The sequence below is a fragment of the Massilia atriviolacea genome, from assembly GCF_003953935.1.
GTDB lineage: Bacteria > Pseudomonadota > Gammaproteobacteria > Burkholderiales > Burkholderiaceae_D > Telluria_A > Telluria_A atriviolacea.
Genome location: NZ_RXLQ01000015.1, coordinates 90,484 through 107,526, shown reverse-complemented (window position 1 = coordinate 107,526; position 17,043 = coordinate 90,484). Strand labels below are relative to the sequence as shown.

The following is a 17,043-nucleotide window of genomic DNA, read 5'->3' as shown; positions in this document are numbered from 1 at the left end:
CTATCTCCTAGGCCGCCAGCTTGGAAATGTCGGCGACGCGGTTCATCATGCCATGCAGGACCGACAGCAGCGCCAGTCGGTTGTTGCGCAGCGCGAGGTCTTCGTCCATCACCATCACGTCGTCGAAGAACCTGGCGACGTCGTCGCGCAGCTGGGCCAGCGTTTTCAGCGTGCCTGCGAAGTCGCGCGCGGCAAAGGCCGCGTCGATCTCGGGGCGCACGCGCGCAATGGCCGCGAAGAGCGCGCGCTCGGCGTCTTCCTTGAGCAGCGACTCAAGCGGCTCTTCCGCCACGGCGCCATTCTTCTTGAGGATGTTGGTGATGCGCTTGTTCGCTTCGGCCAGGGTGGCGCTTTCCGGCAGGGCGGCAAAGGCTTGTACGGCTTCCAGGCGTTCGACGATGTCGTGCAGGCGGTCGACGTGCGAGGTGAGCACCGCTTCGACTTCGTTGGCGGTGAAGCCGCGCTCGCGCAGCACGCCGCGCAGGCGGTCGAACATGAAGGCGCGCACGTCCAGCACCGGATCGGTGAAGCCGGCGATGCCGGCGAAGCGCGCATTGGCGAAACCGAGCAGCTGGATGATCGAGACGTCCATGCGTTTTTCGACCAGCATGCGCAGCACGCCCAGCGCGTGGCGGCGCAGCGCGAACGGATCTTTTTCGCCGGTCGGCTGCAGGCCGATGCCCCAGATGCCGACCAGGGTTTCGAGCTTGTCGGCCAGCGCCACGGCGGTGCCGGTGTCGGTCGACGGCAGGCTGTCGCCGGCGAAGCGCGGCTGATAGTGTTCGGTCGCTGTCAGCGCCACCTGTTCCGGCTCGCCGTCGTGACGCGCGTAGTAGGTGCCCATGATGCCTTGCAGCTCGGGGAACTCGCCCACCATGTCGGTCAGGAGGTCGGCCTTGGACAGTTGCGCGCCGCGCGCGGCCAGCTGTTCGTCGTAGCCCATGGTGTGGGCGATGTCGGTGGCAATGGCCACCACGCGCTGCGAGCGCGCGGCCTGGGTGCCCAGCTTGTTGTGGTAGACCACATTGGCCAGCAGCGGCAGGCGCGATTCCAGGGTCTTCTTTTTATCCTGCTCGAAGAAGAACTTGGCGTCCGACAGGCGCGGGCGCACCACGCGCTCGTTGCCGCCGATGATGTGCTGCGGGTCGTCGGTGGCGATGTTGGAGACGATCAGGAAGCGCGAACGCAGCTTGCCGCCGGCATCGGTCAGCGCAAAGTACTTCTGGTTGGTCTGCATGGTGAGGATCAGGCATTCCTGCGGCACGGCCAGGAATTCTTCCTCGAAGCGGCATTCGTACACCACCGGCCATTCGACCAGGGCGCAGACTTCGTCGAGCAGCGCTTCCGGCATCAGCACCTGGTCGGCGCCGGCGGTGTGCAGCAGGGCGCTGCGGATTTTTTCCTTGCGCGCCTCGATATTGGCGATGACTTTGCCGCCGCTTTCGAGCGTGGCCGCGTACTGGTCGGCGTGCGCGATCGTCAATGGCGCGCCATCGGTCAGGAAGCGGTGGCCGAGGGTCTGCTTGCCGGCCGCCAGGCCGAGCAGGGTCAGGGGCACCACGGCGTCGCCATGCAGCGCGACCAGCTTGTGGGCCGGGCGCACGAACTGCACGGTGGTGCCGTCCGGACGCTGGTAGCTCATGAGTTTTGGAATCGGCAGGCGGGCGCACGATTCGTCCAGCGCGGCCTGCAGGCCGCTTTGCAGTGCGCTGCCGGCCACGCTGCGCGTGTAGAACAGGCTGTCGGCCTTGCCGTCGACGGCGCGTTCCAGGGTAGCGATATCGAGGTCGGGCACGCCGAGGGCGGCCAGCTTCTTGGCCAGCGGCGCGGTGCCCTTGCCGTCGGCGTCCAGCGCGACGCTGACCGGCAGGACTTTTTCGCGCACCGATTTATCGGGCGACATGGCGCGTACGCCGGTGATCGAGACAGCCAGGCGGCGCGGGGTGGCGTAGCTGGTCGCCACGCTGTCGGCGCCGAGGAAGTCGCGCGCTTTGAGGCCGTTGACGATGCCGGCGGCAAAGGCGGCGCCCAGTTTGGCCAGCGCTTTCGGCGGCAGTTCTTCGGTCAGCAGTTCGACGAGGAGAGTTTGAGTCATCATTCTGTTTTTATCTTTCAGGCGGCGAGCGGCGCTTTGGGAGCCATCGGGAATCCCAGTTTTTCGCGCGAGTCGTAATAGGCTTGTGCGACCAGGCGCGACAGCGTGCGCACGCGCCCGATGTAGGCGGCGCGTTCGGTGACCGAAATGGCGCCACGCGCGTCGAGCATGTTGAAGCTGTGCGAGGCCTTCATGATCTGCTCGTAGGCCGGCAGGGTCAGTTCGAGTTCGATCAGGCGCTTGGCTTCCGATTCGTGGTTGGCGAACTGGGCGAACAGCAGCTCGGTGTTGGCGTGTTCGAAGTTATAGGTCGATTGCTCGACTTCGTTCTGGTGGAACACGTCGCCGTAGCTGAGCGATTTCTTTTCCGGAGCGCCGGCCGCACCGATCTCTTCCCATTCGGTCCAGACCAGGTCGTAGACGTTCTCGACGCCCTGCAGGTACATGGCCAGGCGCTCGATGCCGTAGGTGATTTCGCCGAGCACCGGTTTGCAGTCGAGGCCGCCAACTTGCTGGAAATAGGTAAACTGGGTCACTTCCATGCCGTTCAGCCACACTTCCCAGCCCAGGCCCCAGGCGCCCAGCGTCGGGCTTTCCCAGTCGTCTTCGACGAAGCGCACATCGTTCTTTTCCAGGTCGAGGCCGAGGGCCTTGAGCGAGCCGAGGTAGAGGTCGAGGATGTTTTCCGGCGCCGGTTTCAGGACCACCTGATACTGGTAGTAGTGCTGCATGCGGTTCGGGTTTTCACCGTAGCGGCCATCTTTGGGGCGGCGCGACGGCTGCACGTAGGCGGCGCGCCAGGGTTCCGGTCCAATTGCGCGCAGGAAAGTACCCGTGTGAAAGGTGCCCGCGCCGACTTCCATATCGTATGGCTGGAGCAAGGCGCAGCCCTGCTTGTCCCAGTAGGTTTGCAAGGTCAGGATAATTTGTTGAAATGTGAGCATCTTGGTGGCTGTCGCGCGGCTGATGTCGCGAACGAATGAGTTTGCTAAAACGACCAATTTTAGCGGGTTTTAGCGGGACGCTGGGGGGCAAGTAAGGACAATGTCACGTTTGCTGCTTTTTTGCTAATGTGTCCGCATACTTGCGGCCCGAGAACCAGGCAAGGCCCAGCGCCAGCGCCGCCAGCGACAGGAACAGGTAATTGCCCATGCGGATGAAGGGCGTCATGCCGCCCATGCCCTGCACCTGGGCCGTCAAGGCGCCGTGCCGGTACATGGGCAGGGCGTTGACGATCTTGCCACGGCCATCGATCACGACGGTCGCGCCGGTGTTGGTTGCGCGCAGCATCGGCCGCCCGGTTTCGAGCGAGCGCATCTGCGACATCTGCACATGCTGGGGAATCGCCACCGATTCGCCGAACCAGGCCAGGTTCGATACGTTCAGCAGCATCGTGGCCGGACGCGCCATCGAGCGCAGCTGCATGGCGATTTCTTCGCCGAAGACGTCTTCGTAGCAGACATTCGGCAACACCAGCTGGTCCTTGACGGCGAAGGCCGGCTGGACTTGGGCGCCGCGGCTCATGTCGCCCAGCGGAATGCGCATCATGTCGACGAACCAGCGGAAGCCCGCCGGCACGAATTCGCCGAAGGGCACCAGGTGGTGCTTGTCGTAGCGGTAAGCCTGGCCCGAGGGACCGAATCCCATCACGCTGTTGGCATAGCTGCCGGGACCGTCGGACATGGGAATGCCGAACAGCACATGGCTGCCGCTGTCGGCCGCGTATTTCTGGAGCGACGGCAGGTAGTCGGGCGGCAGGTACTGGGGCAGGGCGGCCACGGCCGTTTCCGGCAGGGCGATCAGGTCGGCCGGCTGGGCCGAGATCATGCCGCGATACATCTCCAGCGCCCGCATCACGTGCTCGGGATCGAATTTTTTCTGTTGCTCGACGTTGCCCTGCAGCAGGCGCACGCTGATCGGCTTGCCTTGCGCTTCGGTCCAGGCCACATGGCTCAGCCCGTAGCCGGCCGCGAGGATGCCGGCCAGCAATCCCACGCCGGCCCAGCGCGCGCGCTGGGTCAGCATCACGATGCAGCTGGCGCACACGGCGGCAATCGCGCCGATGCCGTACACGCCGACGATGGCGGCAAAGCCGCCCAGCGGGCCGGCGTTATGGGCGTAGCCGGTGGCAACCCAGGGGAAACCGGTCAGTATCCAGCCGCGCATCCAGTCCGACAAGCCCCACATCACGGGCAGCACCAGCAGCAGGAAGCTGGCGACCGGCAAGGACCAGCGCTTGCGCAGCCAGGTGGAAAACCCGCTGGCGAAGGCGCCGAACAAGCCCATGTAGGCGCCCAGCAGGCACACCGCCGCGACCGCCATCGGCCCCGGAATGTTGCCGAAGCGATTCATGGTGATGTACAGCCAGTGCATGCCGGCAACCGACCAGCCGAAGCCGAAGGCCCAGCCGATCAAGCTGCTGCGGCGCACGCTGGTATCCATGCCGACCTGATAGAACAGGAAGGCGAGCGCCAGGATTTGCAGCGGCCACCAGCCGACCGGCGCGAAGGCCAGTACGCTGGACGCGCCCGCGAGGGCGGCGAACAGCATGGGCAGCAGCGTGGTGCGGGGAGGCCGCTGCGCCGCATGGCGCAGCGCCGGATCGAGCGGCACGGTCGAGCGGCGCAGCATCAATCGTGTTCGTCTTCGGGCAGCGGCAGTTTTTCGACCAGCAGGACGTGCACCTGGCGCGCGTCGGCGCGCAGCACCTCGAAGCGCAATCCGGCAACGTCGAAGGTGTCGCCCTTGTGCGGCATGCGGCCGAGGTGGCTGGCCACCAGGCCGCCGATGGTGTCGACGTCGTCTTCGGGCAGGCTGGTGCCGAGTTCTTCGTTGAACTGGCTGATCTCGGTCAGCGCCTTGATGCGCCAGCGCGGGCCGAACTGGCCTTCCTTGATCGAGAGAATGTTGTCTTCTTCTTCATCGAAATCGTATTCGTCCTCGATGTCGCCGACGATCTGTTCCAGCACGTCTTCGATCGTGATCAGGCCGGCAACGCCGCTGTATTCGTCGACCACGATGGCCATGTGATTGTGATTGGCGCGGAAATCGCGCAGCAGCACGTTCAGGCGTTTCGATTCGGGGATGAAGATGGCGGGACGCAGCATCTCGCGCACGTCGAAAGATTCTTCGGCGTAATAACGCAGCAAGTCCTTGGCCAGCAGGATGCCGATCACCTTGTCGCGTTCGCCTTCGATGGCGGGGAAGCGCGAGTGGGCTGTTTCCAGCACCTGCGGCATCCATTCCTCGATCGGCTTGCTGATGTCGATGACGTCCATCTGCGAGCGCGGGACCATGATGTCGCGCGCGGACAGGTCCGAGACCTGGAACACCCCTTCGATCATGGACAGCGCATCGGCGTCGATCAGGTTGCGTTCGTGGGCGTCGTGCAGGACTTCGAGCAGCTCGGCGCGGTTTTCGGGCTCGGGGGAGATCAGTGCGGTCAGGCGTTCAAACAGTGACCGGTGGGTCTTGGCGTCCGTCCGGACGTCATAAGGATGCTCTGGCATAGTTGGCGTGAGCCGTTGTTGCGATAGGCGTAGGATACACCAAAAGCGCGATTGCCTGTTTTTTGAGCGGAACTGCCTGCCACGCCGCCCGCGCCAAGGCGCGGGCGGCGTTAACGCTTAATCGGTGCGGCGTTCTTCCTGCGCTGCCGGATGCGCGCCTCCCCCCACATCGCCTTCCAGCGTGGCCGCCGCCAGCGCCCGTCTGGCCGGGCCGTGCAGCACTTCCCCGTCCGGCGCGAAGCGCGAGCCATGGCACGGGCAGTCCCACGACTTGTCGCCGGCGTTCCAGTGCACCGCGCAGCCCAGGTGGGTGCAGGCCGCCGATACCGCCTGCAATCCGCCATCGTCGCCCCGGTACACCGCCAGCAGGCGTCCGCCGTCGCGCAGCAGGGCCCCTTCGCCGCGCGCGATCTGGCCGGCGCTTTCGACGTCGGCGCCGCGCAGCCAGTCGGTGTACTGGGCCAGCGTGTTGGCCTGCTCGGTAATGAAGTCGCCCAGCCCGTGCAGCGCCTTGCGCGACGGCGAATACAGCTCGGTCCAGACATTCGTGCGTCCGACGATCAGGTCCGTCACCAGGATCGCCCCGGCCGTGCAGTGGGTCATGCCGTTGCCGGAGTCGCCGGTGATCACGTACACATTCTCACGATCGAGCCGGTTGCGGCCCAAAAACGCCAGGCCGTCGGACGGCTCCATCACCTCGCCCGACCAGCGGTAGGCCACCGCGCCGGCGATCGGGAAGCGCTGGCGCGTCCACGCTTCGATCTCGTCGTAGCGCTGCCGCGCATGCGCATCCTGCCCGCTCTTGTGATCCTGCCCGCCGACGATCAGCAGTTCGTGATCGGCGCCGCTGCCGGCCGAGGCCAGGCGCACGTAGTAGTACGGCTCGCCCGTATCCCACAGCAGCACGCGCGGCAGCGCATCCTTGGGCACCCGCAGCGCCACCACGTAGCTGCGGTAGCCGGCCTGCCTGGCGTGCAGTGCCGTGCGCTCGTTGAACGGGGTGTTGGTCGCCACCACCACGGCGGCCGCGTCGACCTGGCCATGTGCGGTCGTGACCAGCTGGCGCGCCTGTTCCGCACGCAGGTCGAGCGCGCGGGTGTTGTCGTAGATGCGACCGCCCAGGCGCTCGATGGCGCGCGCCAGGCCGTCCAGGTACTTCAAGGGATGGAACTGGCCCTGGCGCGCAAAGCGCAGGCAGGGGCCGGTATCGAAATGCAGGCCCGGCACGCGTTCGAAACGGCGCACGTTCAGGCCGAGGCGGGTGGTGATGGCGTACTCGCGTTCGAGGATATCGTTCCAGGCGCCGTCGGGGGTGAACAGGTAGCCGTCCACGCGTTCGAATTCGCATGCGATGCGTTCGGTGCGGATGATGGCCTCGACGCAGTCGGTGGCCTTGCGGTAGGTGTCGGCCACCAGCGCGGCCTTGTCGCTGCCGAAGCTGCGTTCGATCTCGAAAAAGCGTTCGTCGGGCGGGAAAAAATGCGCGCTGGTGCGGCCGGTTTCGCCGGCGCCGACACCGGAGGCGTCGAGCACCACCACTGATTTGCCTTCGCGCAGAAGCATGTAGGCGGTAGTCAGGCCCGCGATGCCGGCGCCGATCACGCAGACGTCGGCGCTGTCCTTGCCCGTCAACGGGCAGTAGCGGGGAAGGCTGGCGGTGGCGAGCCATGCGGATGTGGCGCCGTGCGGCGTTGTGCTTGTTGTTGCGTTTGTCGCTGCGTCTGTCGCTGCGTCTGTCGCTGCGCTTATTGCTGGGTTTGTTGCCGGGTATGCTGCTGTCATTGGCAGGTTCCTCCTGTCTTGGTTTTCCTCTTGTCGAGTAGTCCAAGTAGACCCGAAGCGGCCGGTCGCCACAGTGCGATGCCGTACAAAAGCGGGTGAGCGGAGTTACCATGTCGTGTAGGCCTGCAAGCCGTGCGCGAGTGCGCCAAATACTACGCCGCGGCGCCGGCGGGCCTTTACACCATCGCGCCGCTGGCCCAGGCGCCAAGCAGTTCCTGCGGCCAGAACTGGCGCGGCGCGATCATCAGGCACAGCGTGTCGGGGTGGGTCAGCACCGGGAACCGGGCGCCCTTCATGACATCGGCCGGCAGGTGCTTGCGGATCGCCAGGATGGACGAGAGCATCACGCGCCGCGTCGTGAGCAGCTGCGGCACCGCGACGTCCTGCGCGCGCTGCTGTTCGCTGGCCAGGTATTGGGCGATGTGCTGGAGCGCGGGCGGCATCTCCTTGCCCTTGTACGAAAACAGCTCTTGCGCGATGCGCTGCAGGGCGTGCGGACGCGCTTCGAAATGGCGTTCGAGGCTGTACGCCAGCAGCGCCGGCATGTCGTGCGGCCCCTCCGAAAACAGGGCATTGTTGGCATGCACCAGCGAGGCCCAGACCACCATGCCTTTTTCGAGCAGCAGGTGCTGGCGGCGGTAGATTTCGGCCAGGCTGTCGGCGCCCAGCCATCCCGGATTGTCGGCGCAGGCGGCGGCGTAGTCGGCCGGGGTGGCCGAGCGGCGCCACTTCATGATGGCGTTGCGGACCTGGTCGAGCGCCAGTTCCATGGCGGCGTCGGCCGGGCATTGTTCGATATCGCCCGGGACCAGCGGCCCGGCGCGCTCGTCGGCGGCCTGCGGCAGCAGCCTGCGCGCGTAGGTTTGCAGCGATTCGGCGCGCGCATCGGCCAGCAGGGTGTCGACGGTGGCCAGCGGATAGGCGGTCGATTCCACGCTGTCGAGAAAACCCATGAAGCTGCGCGCGCGCCGACGCTGGCGCGCAAAGGCCGGATGGGCGCGCACCATGTCGTCGTAGTTCATCCATTGCCACTGGCCTGGGTCGGGCGCGTTGCTGCGCACGACTTCGCCCAGGTAGGCGCCGGCCGCGTCGACGACGCGCTCGCGTTCCTGCGCAGCGATGGCGGCGCCTTGCTGGCGCAGCTGCCCCAGCCAGGCGTCGACGTGGCGCAGCGATGCGACGCTGTAATCGAGCTTCTCGCGCGCCAGTTGGGCGGCGAGCGGCAATGGCTCGTCGCCTTGGCCGAGCAGCGCGGCGCACAGCTGCGGGATGCGGCTGGCGATATCGTCGGCGCGGGCGCAGGCGCTGGCGTCGCTCACGGCCAGTTGCGCGTACCAGCGCGCCACGCTGTCGTGGGCGCCGTTGATGATGTGGTCGAGCACCTGCTGCTGCGGATGGCAGACGCGCCCGCGATGGGTGCGCACCACCTGCAGGCGCCTCTGGCCGCGCGTGACGTAACCCCACTGCCCGCCGATCTGGCCGGCGGCCACGGAGCCGAGGTAGCAGCCGGCGCGGATCGCCCAGCTGGCGGCGAGCGGGCTGCTGAAGGCCGCATTGTCCGGCTGCCTGGCGCGTTCCAGCAGATACCAGGCGTGCAGCTTGTCGAGCAGGGCGGACAGCGCGTTGATGCTGGCGCCGCTGCCATCGAGGACGATGCCGTATTTGTCCTGCACGCCGGCAGCCAGCTTGCGCTGTTCGACGCGGGCGCCGGCATCGATCTCGCGCGCGGCGACAAAGCCGGGGCGGTGCGCGGACAGGCCGGGGCCCGGGCTGACCATGGTGGCGCTGTGGGCCAGGGGCGCCAGCGGCGCCGACTCGACGAACAGCTGCGAGCTGGCGTCGTGCACAAAACGGTAGAACGGGCGGTAGCCGGGATTGGCGCCGACGGCGGCATCGATCCGTGCGGCCAGGTTGCGCAGCACGCGCAGAGTGGCCGGGTTGCAGGCTTCGGGCCGGATCGCCAGGTCGATGGCCACTTCCCTGGCGGCGGCATCGCTCTGGTCGAACAGCTGCAGTTGCAGGCCGTGCGCGTTGGCGTTGCGGTAGGCCAGGGCCGGCGGCGGCGCGGCCGGCAAGCGCGTTTCCAGCTGGTCGGGCCAGAGCTGCTGGGCGCTGTCGACGCGCCGCACGCCGTTGGCGCAGGCGGCCGCAAAGGCCGGCGCCAATGCGGTGGCGCTGTGCAGCGGGGTGTAGACCATCTCCAGCGCGTCGTCGAAGGCGGCGCAGCCCAGTTCGCGCATGCAGTCCCACACCAGCGCGCGCAGGGGGGCGTCGAAACACGGGCGCTCGAAACCGATGCACAGGGCGCCGTCGACGCGTCCGCCGATGACGGTGGCGCTGGCGGCCACGCCGTCGGCGAAAGTGACTTCGGTATCGTACAGGCCGCGACCGAGCTTGCCGTGGCGCGCCAGGATCGGGATCAGGACTTCGAAAGGCATGGCGGCCGGGGCGCCGTTGGCGAAGCGCTGCAGGTAAAGAAAAGTGGTCACGAAATTCCCGGGAAAATGCTGGGCCGCGCAGGAACACCGCCGACCATACGATTTATTCTGTATTTCCGTATGGTACTTCAGAGGCCCCTTCCGGGTCCAATAAAGCGTTAGCATTGTGGAAAGAAAGTGACACGATCCGCCGCGCTGTCCGGACACAAAGTCCGGTCCGCGCCATCCGGAAACCCATGGCGCGGCGACGGTGTCGATGCGTGCGCAGGGCGCCTGGACGGCGCACACGGGCCGCTGCGGCCGCACACCAGGGAGCGGCCAGGGAACTGGTGAAAGCGGCGCCGCTGGCGCGGGCAGCTGGAAGGCGCTCGAGCGCGACAACGCGAAGCTGCCGCGCCCGCGTTCAGGAAGCGTAAGGGTCGGGGTAGCCCAGCGCCTCGAGGATGTCGCGTTCGAGCTGCTCCATCTCGGCCGCTTCTTCATCGTCGTTGTGGTCGTAGCCCTGGGCGTGCAGCACGCCGTGCACGATCAGGTGCGCAGTGTGTTCTTCCACGGTTTTTTTCTGTTCCGCCGCTTCTTTTTCCAGCACGTCGGTGCACAGGATGATGTCGGCGCGGGTCGGATCGATCTCGGCGATGTCTTCGCCTTCGTTATAGGCGAAGGTCAGCACGTTGGTGGCGTAGTCCTTGGCGCGGTAGTCGCGATTGAGCGCGCGGCCTTCGTCGGCGTCGACGAAGCGGATGGTCAGTTCGGCCGGCGCGAACAGCGCCGCCTGCACCCAGCGCCTGATCTTCGGGCGCGTGATCGATGCCTGCAGGCGGGTGTCGGGATACTGGACCGACAGGGAGAGCTTATTTTTTGCGGACATTTTTAGCGATGACAGGTTTCGGCAGGGCGGCCAGCTCGTCGACCGAGGCGGCGCTTTCGTAGGCGTCGACGATGCGCGCCACCAGCGGATGGCGCACCACGTCGGCGCTGGAGAACTGGGTAAAGGCGATCCCGCGCACGTCCTTGAGCACATGCACGGCGTCGCTCAAGCCGCTCTTCTGCGTCTTGTGCAGGTCGACCTGGGTGACGTCGCCGGTGACCACGGCCTTGCTGCCGAAGCCGATCCGTGTCAGGAACATCTTCATCTGTTCGACGGTGGTGTTCTGCGCTTCGTCGAGGATCACGAAGGCGTGATTCAGGGTGCGCCCGCGCATGTAGGCCAGCGGGGCGATCTCGATCACCTGTTTTTCGAACATCTTCTGGGTGCGGTCGAAGCCGAGCAGGTCGTACAGCGCGTCGTACAGGGGGCGCAGGTAAGGATCGACCTTTTGCGCCAGGTCGCCCGGCAGGAAGCCCAGGCGCTCGCCCGCTTCCACCGCGGGGCGGGTCAGGATGATGCGCTTGACGGCATCGCGCTCGAGCGCGTCGACTGCGCAGGCCACCGCCAGGTAGGTCTTGCCGGTGCCGGCGGGACCGACCCCGAAGCTGATGTCGTGTTCCAGGATCGAGCGCAGGTACTGGATCTGGTGCGGGGTGCGCCCGCGCAGGTCGTGGCGGCGCGTCTTGAGTACCGGGCTGTTGATCTCGATGTCGGGCAGCGCCTCGGTCGGCGTGCTGTCCGGGGTTTGCTGCTTGTGCAGGCCGGAGCGCTGTTCGACCAGCGCCAGCTGCACTTCCTCGATCGGGACGATCTTGTTGGCGACCGCGTAGAAGCGTTCCAGGATCTGGACCGCGTGTTCGGCGTTATGGCCGCTGACGATGAATTTTTCGCCGCGCCGGAAAATGGTGACATCGAGCGCCGACGAGATCTGGCGCAGGTTTTCGTCGAGCGGTCCGCACAGGTGGGCAAGCCGCGTGTTGTCGAGCGGCTCGGGGATGAAGTAGTGAGGCTGGATGGGTGTTTTGGTTTTCAACTGGCGCAGGCTAAAGTGTCACCGCGCGCAACGAGTTCGCCGCGCAGGGTGTAGTTAAAACTTTCGGTGATGCGCACGTCGGCCATCTGGCCGATCAATGCGCTCGGATTGATGCCGGGTTCGAAATTGACGACCCGGTTGTTTTCTGTGCGGCCCTGCAGTTCGGCCGGGTTCTTGACCGACGGGCCTTCGACCAGGATGCGCTGCACGCTGCCGACCATGGCGGCGCTGTACTTGCGGGTGTTGGCGTCGATCGCGGCCTGCAGCTTTTGCAGGCGCGCCAGCTTGACCTCGTGCGGTGTGTCGTCGTCCAGGTTGGCGGCCGGGGTGCCGGGACGCTTGCTGAAGATGAAGCTGTAGCTGGTGTCGAAGCCGACGTCCGCGATCAGTTTCATCATCGCCGCGAAATCGGCCTCGGTCTCGCCCGGGAAGCCGACGATGAAGTCGGACGAAATCGACATGTTGGGACGCACCGCGCGGATGCGGCGGATGATGGATTTGTATTCGAGGCCGGTGTAGCCGCGCTTCATCGCGGACAGTACATTGTCGGCGCCATGCTGGGCCGGCAGGTACAGGTGGTCGACCAGCTGCGGAATGCTGGCGTAGGCGTCGATCAGGCGCTGGGTGAATTCCTTGGGGTGGCTGGTGACGAAGCGGATCCGCTCGATGCCGGGAATGGCGGCCACGTATTCGAGCAGCAGGGCGAAATCGGCGATGTCGCCGCCTTCCATCACGCCGCGGAAGGCGTTCACGTTCTGGCCGAGCAGGGTGATTTCCTTCACGCCCTGGGCGGCCAGGCCGGCCACTTCGGTCAGCACATCCTCGAAGCGGCGCGAGACTTCCTCGCCGCGCGTGTACGGCACCACGCAGTAGCTGCAGTATTTGCTGCAGCCTTCCATGATCGACACGAAGGCCGAGGCGCCTTCCACCCTGGCCGGCGGCAGGTGGTCGAATTTTTCGATTTCGGGGAAGCTGATGTCGACCTGGGCGTCGCCGCTGGCGCGCCGTTCGCGCATCATCTGCGGCAGGCGGTGCAGGGTCTGCGGGCCGAACACCATGTCCACGTAGGGGGCGCGCTTGACGATGGCGGCGCCTTCTTGGGAAGCAACACAGCCGCCGACGCCGATCAGCAGGTCGGGCCGGGCCAGCTTGAGCTCGCGCAGGCGGCCGAGGTCGGAAAAGACTTTTTCTTGCGCTTTTTCACGGACCGAGCAGGTATTGAGCAGGATCACATCGGCGTCTTCCGGCGTGTCGGTGCGCACCAGGCCGTCGGACGCGCCGAGCACGTCCGCCATCTTGTCCGAGTCGTACTCGTTCATTTGGCAACCGAAGGTTTTGATGAAGACTTTTTTCTGCATGGAATGATCAACGTGGCGCTGCAGCCTGGTTTCAGGCGGGGTTGCCAGTTTATCGTAAATCAGCGGGGGCGGCCATGTTCGCGACGGCAGCCCGCGCCACGGCAGCGGCGCGCGCCTGCCGCGCCCGCCATTGCACCCGGTCAATGGTTGGGCTAGCCACCCGTCACTGTCCGGTATCCGCAGGAAAAGTTTCGCAAAATCAAATTTCACAATTGCTTAATTGCACACTACCTATTTCTTCTTGTAAATCAATGAGTTCCGAGGGAATTCTGAAAACGGACTGAACACAATAAATGTTCTTGCGTGCGCCACAAATTGTTCTCATGTGTTGAAATGACTATGTGACAAGCTTTCCGGCGGTTAGCTTGATTTCAAACAATGCCGCGTATGCAGAGGTAAGTTGTACTTATGGCATATGAGTCTAATAATGTGTTTGGAGTTTCAAGTGCGTTGGAAGTGAGTAGCGCAGAGCGCATACGAACCGGAAACGTGCTTTTAAGCCAGTTATCAGATTTGTTCTGTTTAATCACGCTCAAGGGCGATTTTCCGGGAACTTATTAAGACGCGTATGGGTCTTTAACATAGTTCGTAACGGCATTATTTCAACCACTCACCACGAGGACAATCATGGCACACCATGCTCTGGCATCACAAGAAAGTTACAACCCCAACCACCTGCTCGATATTCTGCTTGGCAAGATGCAGCTGAAAAACGATGCAGCCCTGTCGCGCATGCTCGAAGTCGCGCCACCGGTCATCAGCAAGATCCGCCACCACCGCCTGCCGGTCGGCGCCTCGCTGCTGATCCGCATGCACGAAGTGACCGGCATGAGCATCCGCGACCTGCGCGACCTGATGGGCGACCGCCGCACCAAGTACCGCCTGTCCGACGCCCAGGGCCGTCCAAAGGCAACCGAAGAGAAAAGCACGCCACCTGACGCATCGACGTCCGGAAACTATGCGCACTAAGTCCACCGGCATGACGCTCCCTGTCATGCCAGCGGAACGGGGCGCCTGATTCCGCCTCTGCGCGCAGAGGCGGGTCGGTCAGCCCATCAGGATCATCGTGATTTCTTCGTACTGCAGTTCGGTTTCGCGGAACACCTGCAGATAGCATTCTTCGTTCAGCCCGAGCGCGGTCCAGGCGACCGGCGACACGGCGGGCACCAGATCGTCGCTTTCCCTTCCCAGGTCGAGCGCATGCACGATGGCGTTGGCCACATGCACGATCGTGGCCAGCAAGCCTGCGTCAGGCAAACCCGGGTCATGGTGGAAGGCGATCGCCATCCGCATCGTATCCGAAAAATTCCAGTGCTCGGCCAGCGCCATGCCGGCCTGCACATGGTCCACACCCATCACCGCCAGTTCGGCATCTTGCACATACGTATCGTTGGCCGCGCGGTATTCCATGACTTGCTGATACAGGTCGGGGAAGCTGCTGACCAGGACCAGGCGACCTATATCGTGCAGCAATCCCGCCGTGAAGGCGTAATCCTGATTGAAACGCACGCGCCGCGCCAGCACCTTGGCACAGCAGGCGCTGCCGATCGAGTGGCGCCAGAAGGCCTTGTGGTCGAAGGCGGCGCAGCGCCCCTCGGCGAAGCAGCCGGTCAGGGCCGAGGCGGTGATCAGGTTGCGCGTGGTCTGGAAACCCAGGTAGGTAATGGCCTGCTGGATGGTGGTCACGCGCACCTGCAGGCCGTACAGCGAGGAATTGGCCAGGCGCAGGGTCTTGGCCGTCAAAGCCTGGTCGTGCGAGACTTTTTTGGCCAGCACGGTGATGTCGATGTCTTCCTGGTCGATGCTGGTGAGCAGTTCCATGACCACCGCCGGCAGCGAGGGCAGGTCGGCCAGGCGCTTGAGCACGTCGTCGAGCACGATGGCGCTCATAAGGCGGCCTCGCGCGCGGCGCGGTAGTCTTCCACATAGCGGCGCAGGGCGCTGGTGGCCCAGTCGTGCGGTTCGTCCGGCTTGTGCTTGCGGAACAGCAGCGCCAGGCGCTGCTGGCTGGCGGCGTGGTCGGGCGCGCGACCGGGGGCCGGCGCGGCGCCGCTGCGCAGCACGGGGACGGCATCGATGCCGTGGCTGGGCAGCAGGGCGATGGTGCGGTCGGTCAGGATCGCGCCCTTGGGCAGGAGGACCTGTCCCTGCCGGTCGAGCAGATCGTCGGACAAGACCATTCCCGGTTCCACGTCGGCCAGCGCCAGGTGCTGGTAAGCTGCGCTCATAGGCATCCTCCCTCGTAATGTACCGATCTTACCATTGCTGTCCACGCCTGTGCGCCACGCAAAAGCGCTCTTTTTGCGAGGCCATGCGCCGCAATTTCTTGCCAATGGGAAGGGCTTACCGTACAGTCGGAGATGCATCGCGCGCAGGCGATCGGGAGGAATCGGATGTTCGGTATTCAAAGCCGGCTGAAACTGCTGTTCGTGGTGATCGTCACCGTGGTGCTGGCCATTTCCGGCAGCTATACGCAGTATTCGCTGGGCAAGGCCCTGGAAGAAAGCAACCAGCGCCTGCGCAAGGGCGTGATCACGCGTTTGCAGATCAGCCTGCCATCGGCCCTGTGGGACCTGGACAAGTCCAAGGTCGACAGCATCGTCGAGGCCGAAATGCTGCCGCCCGAAGTGGTGGCGATCCGCGTCTACGACAGCTCGGTCGGCCTGTTCGCCGGCAAGCTGCGCGCGGCCGACGGCAAGCTGGTGGCGGTCGAGGGCGCGCCCGAGCCGGCCGGCCAGGCGGTCGAGGCGGCGCTGGTGTTCCAGGAGGGCGGCAGCGCCAGCGCCTCGATCAAGCCGGTCTCGGTGGGACGGGTGGTGATCAATTTCAGCCGCGCCCAGATCGACCAGGCGCTCGCGTCCGAACTGATGCGCAAGGTGATCGAAGTCCTGCTGCTCGACCTGATCCTGGTGGTGGCGCTGTCGCTGTCGCTGCGGGTGGTGTTCGAGCCGCTCAAGCAACTGCGCGACGGCCTGTTCGACCTGGCCACGCGCGGCACCGACGAGGTGGAAGAGTTGCCCGAAAACCGGCGCGACGAGCTCGGCGAGGTGATCCGCGGCTTCAACCAGATCCAGCGCCGCCTGAAGTCGACCATCGGGCGCATCCGCGAAGCCGAGGACGCCGCGCGCCGCTCGGCCCAGCAGACCGCGCAGGCGCTGCAAGACTTGCGCCAGACCCAGGAATCGCTGCTCCAGGCTGAACGGCTGGCCTCGCTCGGCAGCCTGGTGGCCGGGGTCGCCCACGAAATCAATACGCCGGTCGGGATCGCCCTGACCAGCGCCTCGGTGCTGAAAGCGGCCACCGACGAACTGGAAACGGCGGTCAAGGGCGCCGGCCTGAAGAAGTCCGACATCCTGCGCTACGTCGAGACCGCCAGCGAAAGCGCGCGCCTGATCATGAACAACGCCTACCGCGCGGCGCACCTGATCCACAGCTTCAAGCAGATCGCGGTCGACCAGACCAGCGAGGCGCGCCGCCCCTTCGGCCTGCACGAATACATCGAGGAAATCGTCTCCAGCCTGCAGCCCAAGCTCAAGAAGACGCCGATTTCGCTGGTGCTGCACTGCCCGGACGACATCGTGCTCGACAGCTACCCCGGCGCCTTCGCCCAGGTCATCACCAACCTGACCCTCAATTGCGTGGAGCACGCCTTCGAAGTCGATACCGCCGGCGAAATCCTGATCAGCGCCCGCCTCGACGGCGAGGTGGTGGAACTGCATGTGAAAGACGACGGCAAGGGCATCGCGCCGGATGTGCTCGACCGCATCTTCGACCCCTTCTTCACGACCCGGCGCGGCCAGGGCGGGACCGGGCTGGGCCTGAACATCGTGTACAACCTGATCGTCAAGCAATTCCTGGGCACCATCGCGGTGAGCAGCACCCTGGGGCAGGGCACCCATTTCACCTTGCGCATCCCGCGCGTGACACCGGTGGACGGCGCCCAGGTGTAGCTGGCGCCCT

At 65.3% G+C, this 17,043-nt stretch carries 13 protein-coding genes; 2 read left to right on the top strand and 11 right to left on the bottom strand.

The genetic code is table 11. From position 1 onward, the window contains the following. Positions 1-7: 7 nt before the first annotated feature. From glyS to miaB, 9 genes are all read right to left on the bottom strand, one after another. The gene (gene glyS, locus EJB06_RS24300) at positions 8-2,095 is read right to left on the bottom strand and encodes a glycine--tRNA ligase subunit beta (RefSeq protein WP_126076609.1); all 2,088 of its coding nucleotides are present in this window, start codon (positions 2,093-2,095) and stop codon (positions 8-10) included. A gap of 17 nt (positions 2,096-2,112) precedes the next feature. After that, positions 2,113-3,039 carry a glycine--tRNA ligase subunit alpha gene (gene glyQ / locus EJB06_RS24295; protein ID WP_126076608.1) on the bottom strand — a complete coding sequence of 309 codons (927 nt, stop codon included), beginning with the start codon at positions 3,037-3,039 and terminating at the stop codon, positions 2,113-2,115. A gap of 103 nt (positions 3,040-3,142) precedes the next feature. Continuing rightward, positions 3,143-4,726: an apolipoprotein N-acyltransferase gene (gene lnt / locus EJB06_RS24290; protein ID WP_126076607.1), complete on the bottom strand. Its 1,584-nt coding sequence runs from the start codon at positions 4,724-4,726 to the stop codon at positions 3,143-3,145. Beyond that, positions 4,726-5,604 carry a CorC family transporter gene (locus EJB06_RS24285; protein ID WP_126076606.1) on the bottom strand — a complete coding sequence of 293 codons (879 nt, stop codon included), beginning with the start codon at positions 5,602-5,604 and terminating at the stop codon, positions 4,726-4,728. Before EJB06_RS24285 ends, lnt begins: the two co-directional genes overlap by 1 nt. Before the next feature lie 117 nt (positions 5,605-5,721). Continuing rightward, a complete protein-coding gene (locus EJB06_RS24280) occupies positions 5,722-7,236 on the bottom strand; it encodes an FAD-dependent oxidoreductase (RefSeq protein ID WP_229427258.1) in 1,515 nt (504 codons plus the stop codon). Between the two features lie 326 nt (positions 7,237-7,562). Continuing rightward, positions 7,563-9,875 carry a hypothetical protein gene (locus EJB06_RS24275; RefSeq protein ID WP_126076604.1) on the bottom strand — a complete coding sequence of 771 codons (2,313 nt, stop codon included), beginning with the start codon at positions 9,873-9,875 and terminating at the stop codon, positions 7,563-7,565. Positions 9,876-10,227: 352 nt separating this feature from the next. Beyond that, positions 10,228-10,692 carry an rRNA maturation RNase YbeY gene (gene ybeY / locus EJB06_RS24270; RefSeq protein ID WP_126076603.1) on the bottom strand — a complete coding sequence of 155 codons (465 nt, stop codon included), beginning with the start codon at positions 10,690-10,692 and terminating at the stop codon, positions 10,228-10,230. Next, positions 10,676-11,725, bottom strand: coding sequence for a PhoH family protein (locus EJB06_RS24265; protein WP_126076602.1), 1,050 nt, complete (start codon positions 11,723-11,725; stop codon positions 10,676-10,678). Before EJB06_RS24265 ends, ybeY begins: the two co-directional genes overlap by 17 nt. Further along, positions 11,722-13,083, bottom strand: coding sequence for a tRNA (N6-isopentenyl adenosine(37)-C2)-methylthiotransferase MiaB (gene miaB, locus EJB06_RS24260; RefSeq protein ID WP_126076601.1), 1,362 nt, complete (start codon positions 13,081-13,083; stop codon positions 11,722-11,724). Before miaB ends, EJB06_RS24265 begins: the two co-directional genes overlap by 4 nt. Positions 13,084-13,710: 627 nt before the next feature. On the opposite strand from miaB, the gene EJB06_RS24255 reads away from it, so the two are divergent. Continuing rightward, positions 13,711-14,052 carry a hypothetical protein gene (locus EJB06_RS24255; protein ID WP_099875234.1) on the top strand — a complete coding sequence of 114 codons (342 nt, stop codon included), beginning with the start codon at positions 13,711-13,713 and terminating at the stop codon, positions 14,050-14,052. Positions 14,053-14,130: 78 nt separating this feature from the next. Here EJB06_RS24255 and EJB06_RS24250 read toward each other — a convergent pair whose 3' ends face one another. Both EJB06_RS24250 and EJB06_RS24245 read right to left on the bottom strand, forming a co-directional pair. Further along, the gene (locus tag EJB06_RS24250; protein WP_126076600.1) at positions 14,131-14,973 is read right to left on the bottom strand and encodes an HDOD domain-containing protein; all 843 of its coding nucleotides are present in this window, start codon (positions 14,971-14,973) and stop codon (positions 14,131-14,133) included. After that, positions 14,970-15,311, bottom strand: a complete 342-nt coding sequence (locus tag EJB06_RS24245; RefSeq protein WP_126076599.1) for a hypothetical protein — start codon at positions 15,309-15,311, stop codon at positions 14,970-14,972. Before EJB06_RS24245 ends, EJB06_RS24250 begins: the two co-directional genes overlap by 4 nt. 165 nt (positions 15,312-15,476) lie before the next feature. Between EJB06_RS24245 and EJB06_RS24240 the strand changes: the two genes are divergently transcribed. After that, a complete protein-coding gene (locus tag EJB06_RS24240; RefSeq protein WP_126076598.1) occupies positions 15,477-17,033 on the top strand; it encodes a sensor histidine kinase in 1,557 nt (518 codons plus the stop codon). The last annotated feature ends 10 nt before the right edge of the window (positions 17,034-17,043 follow it).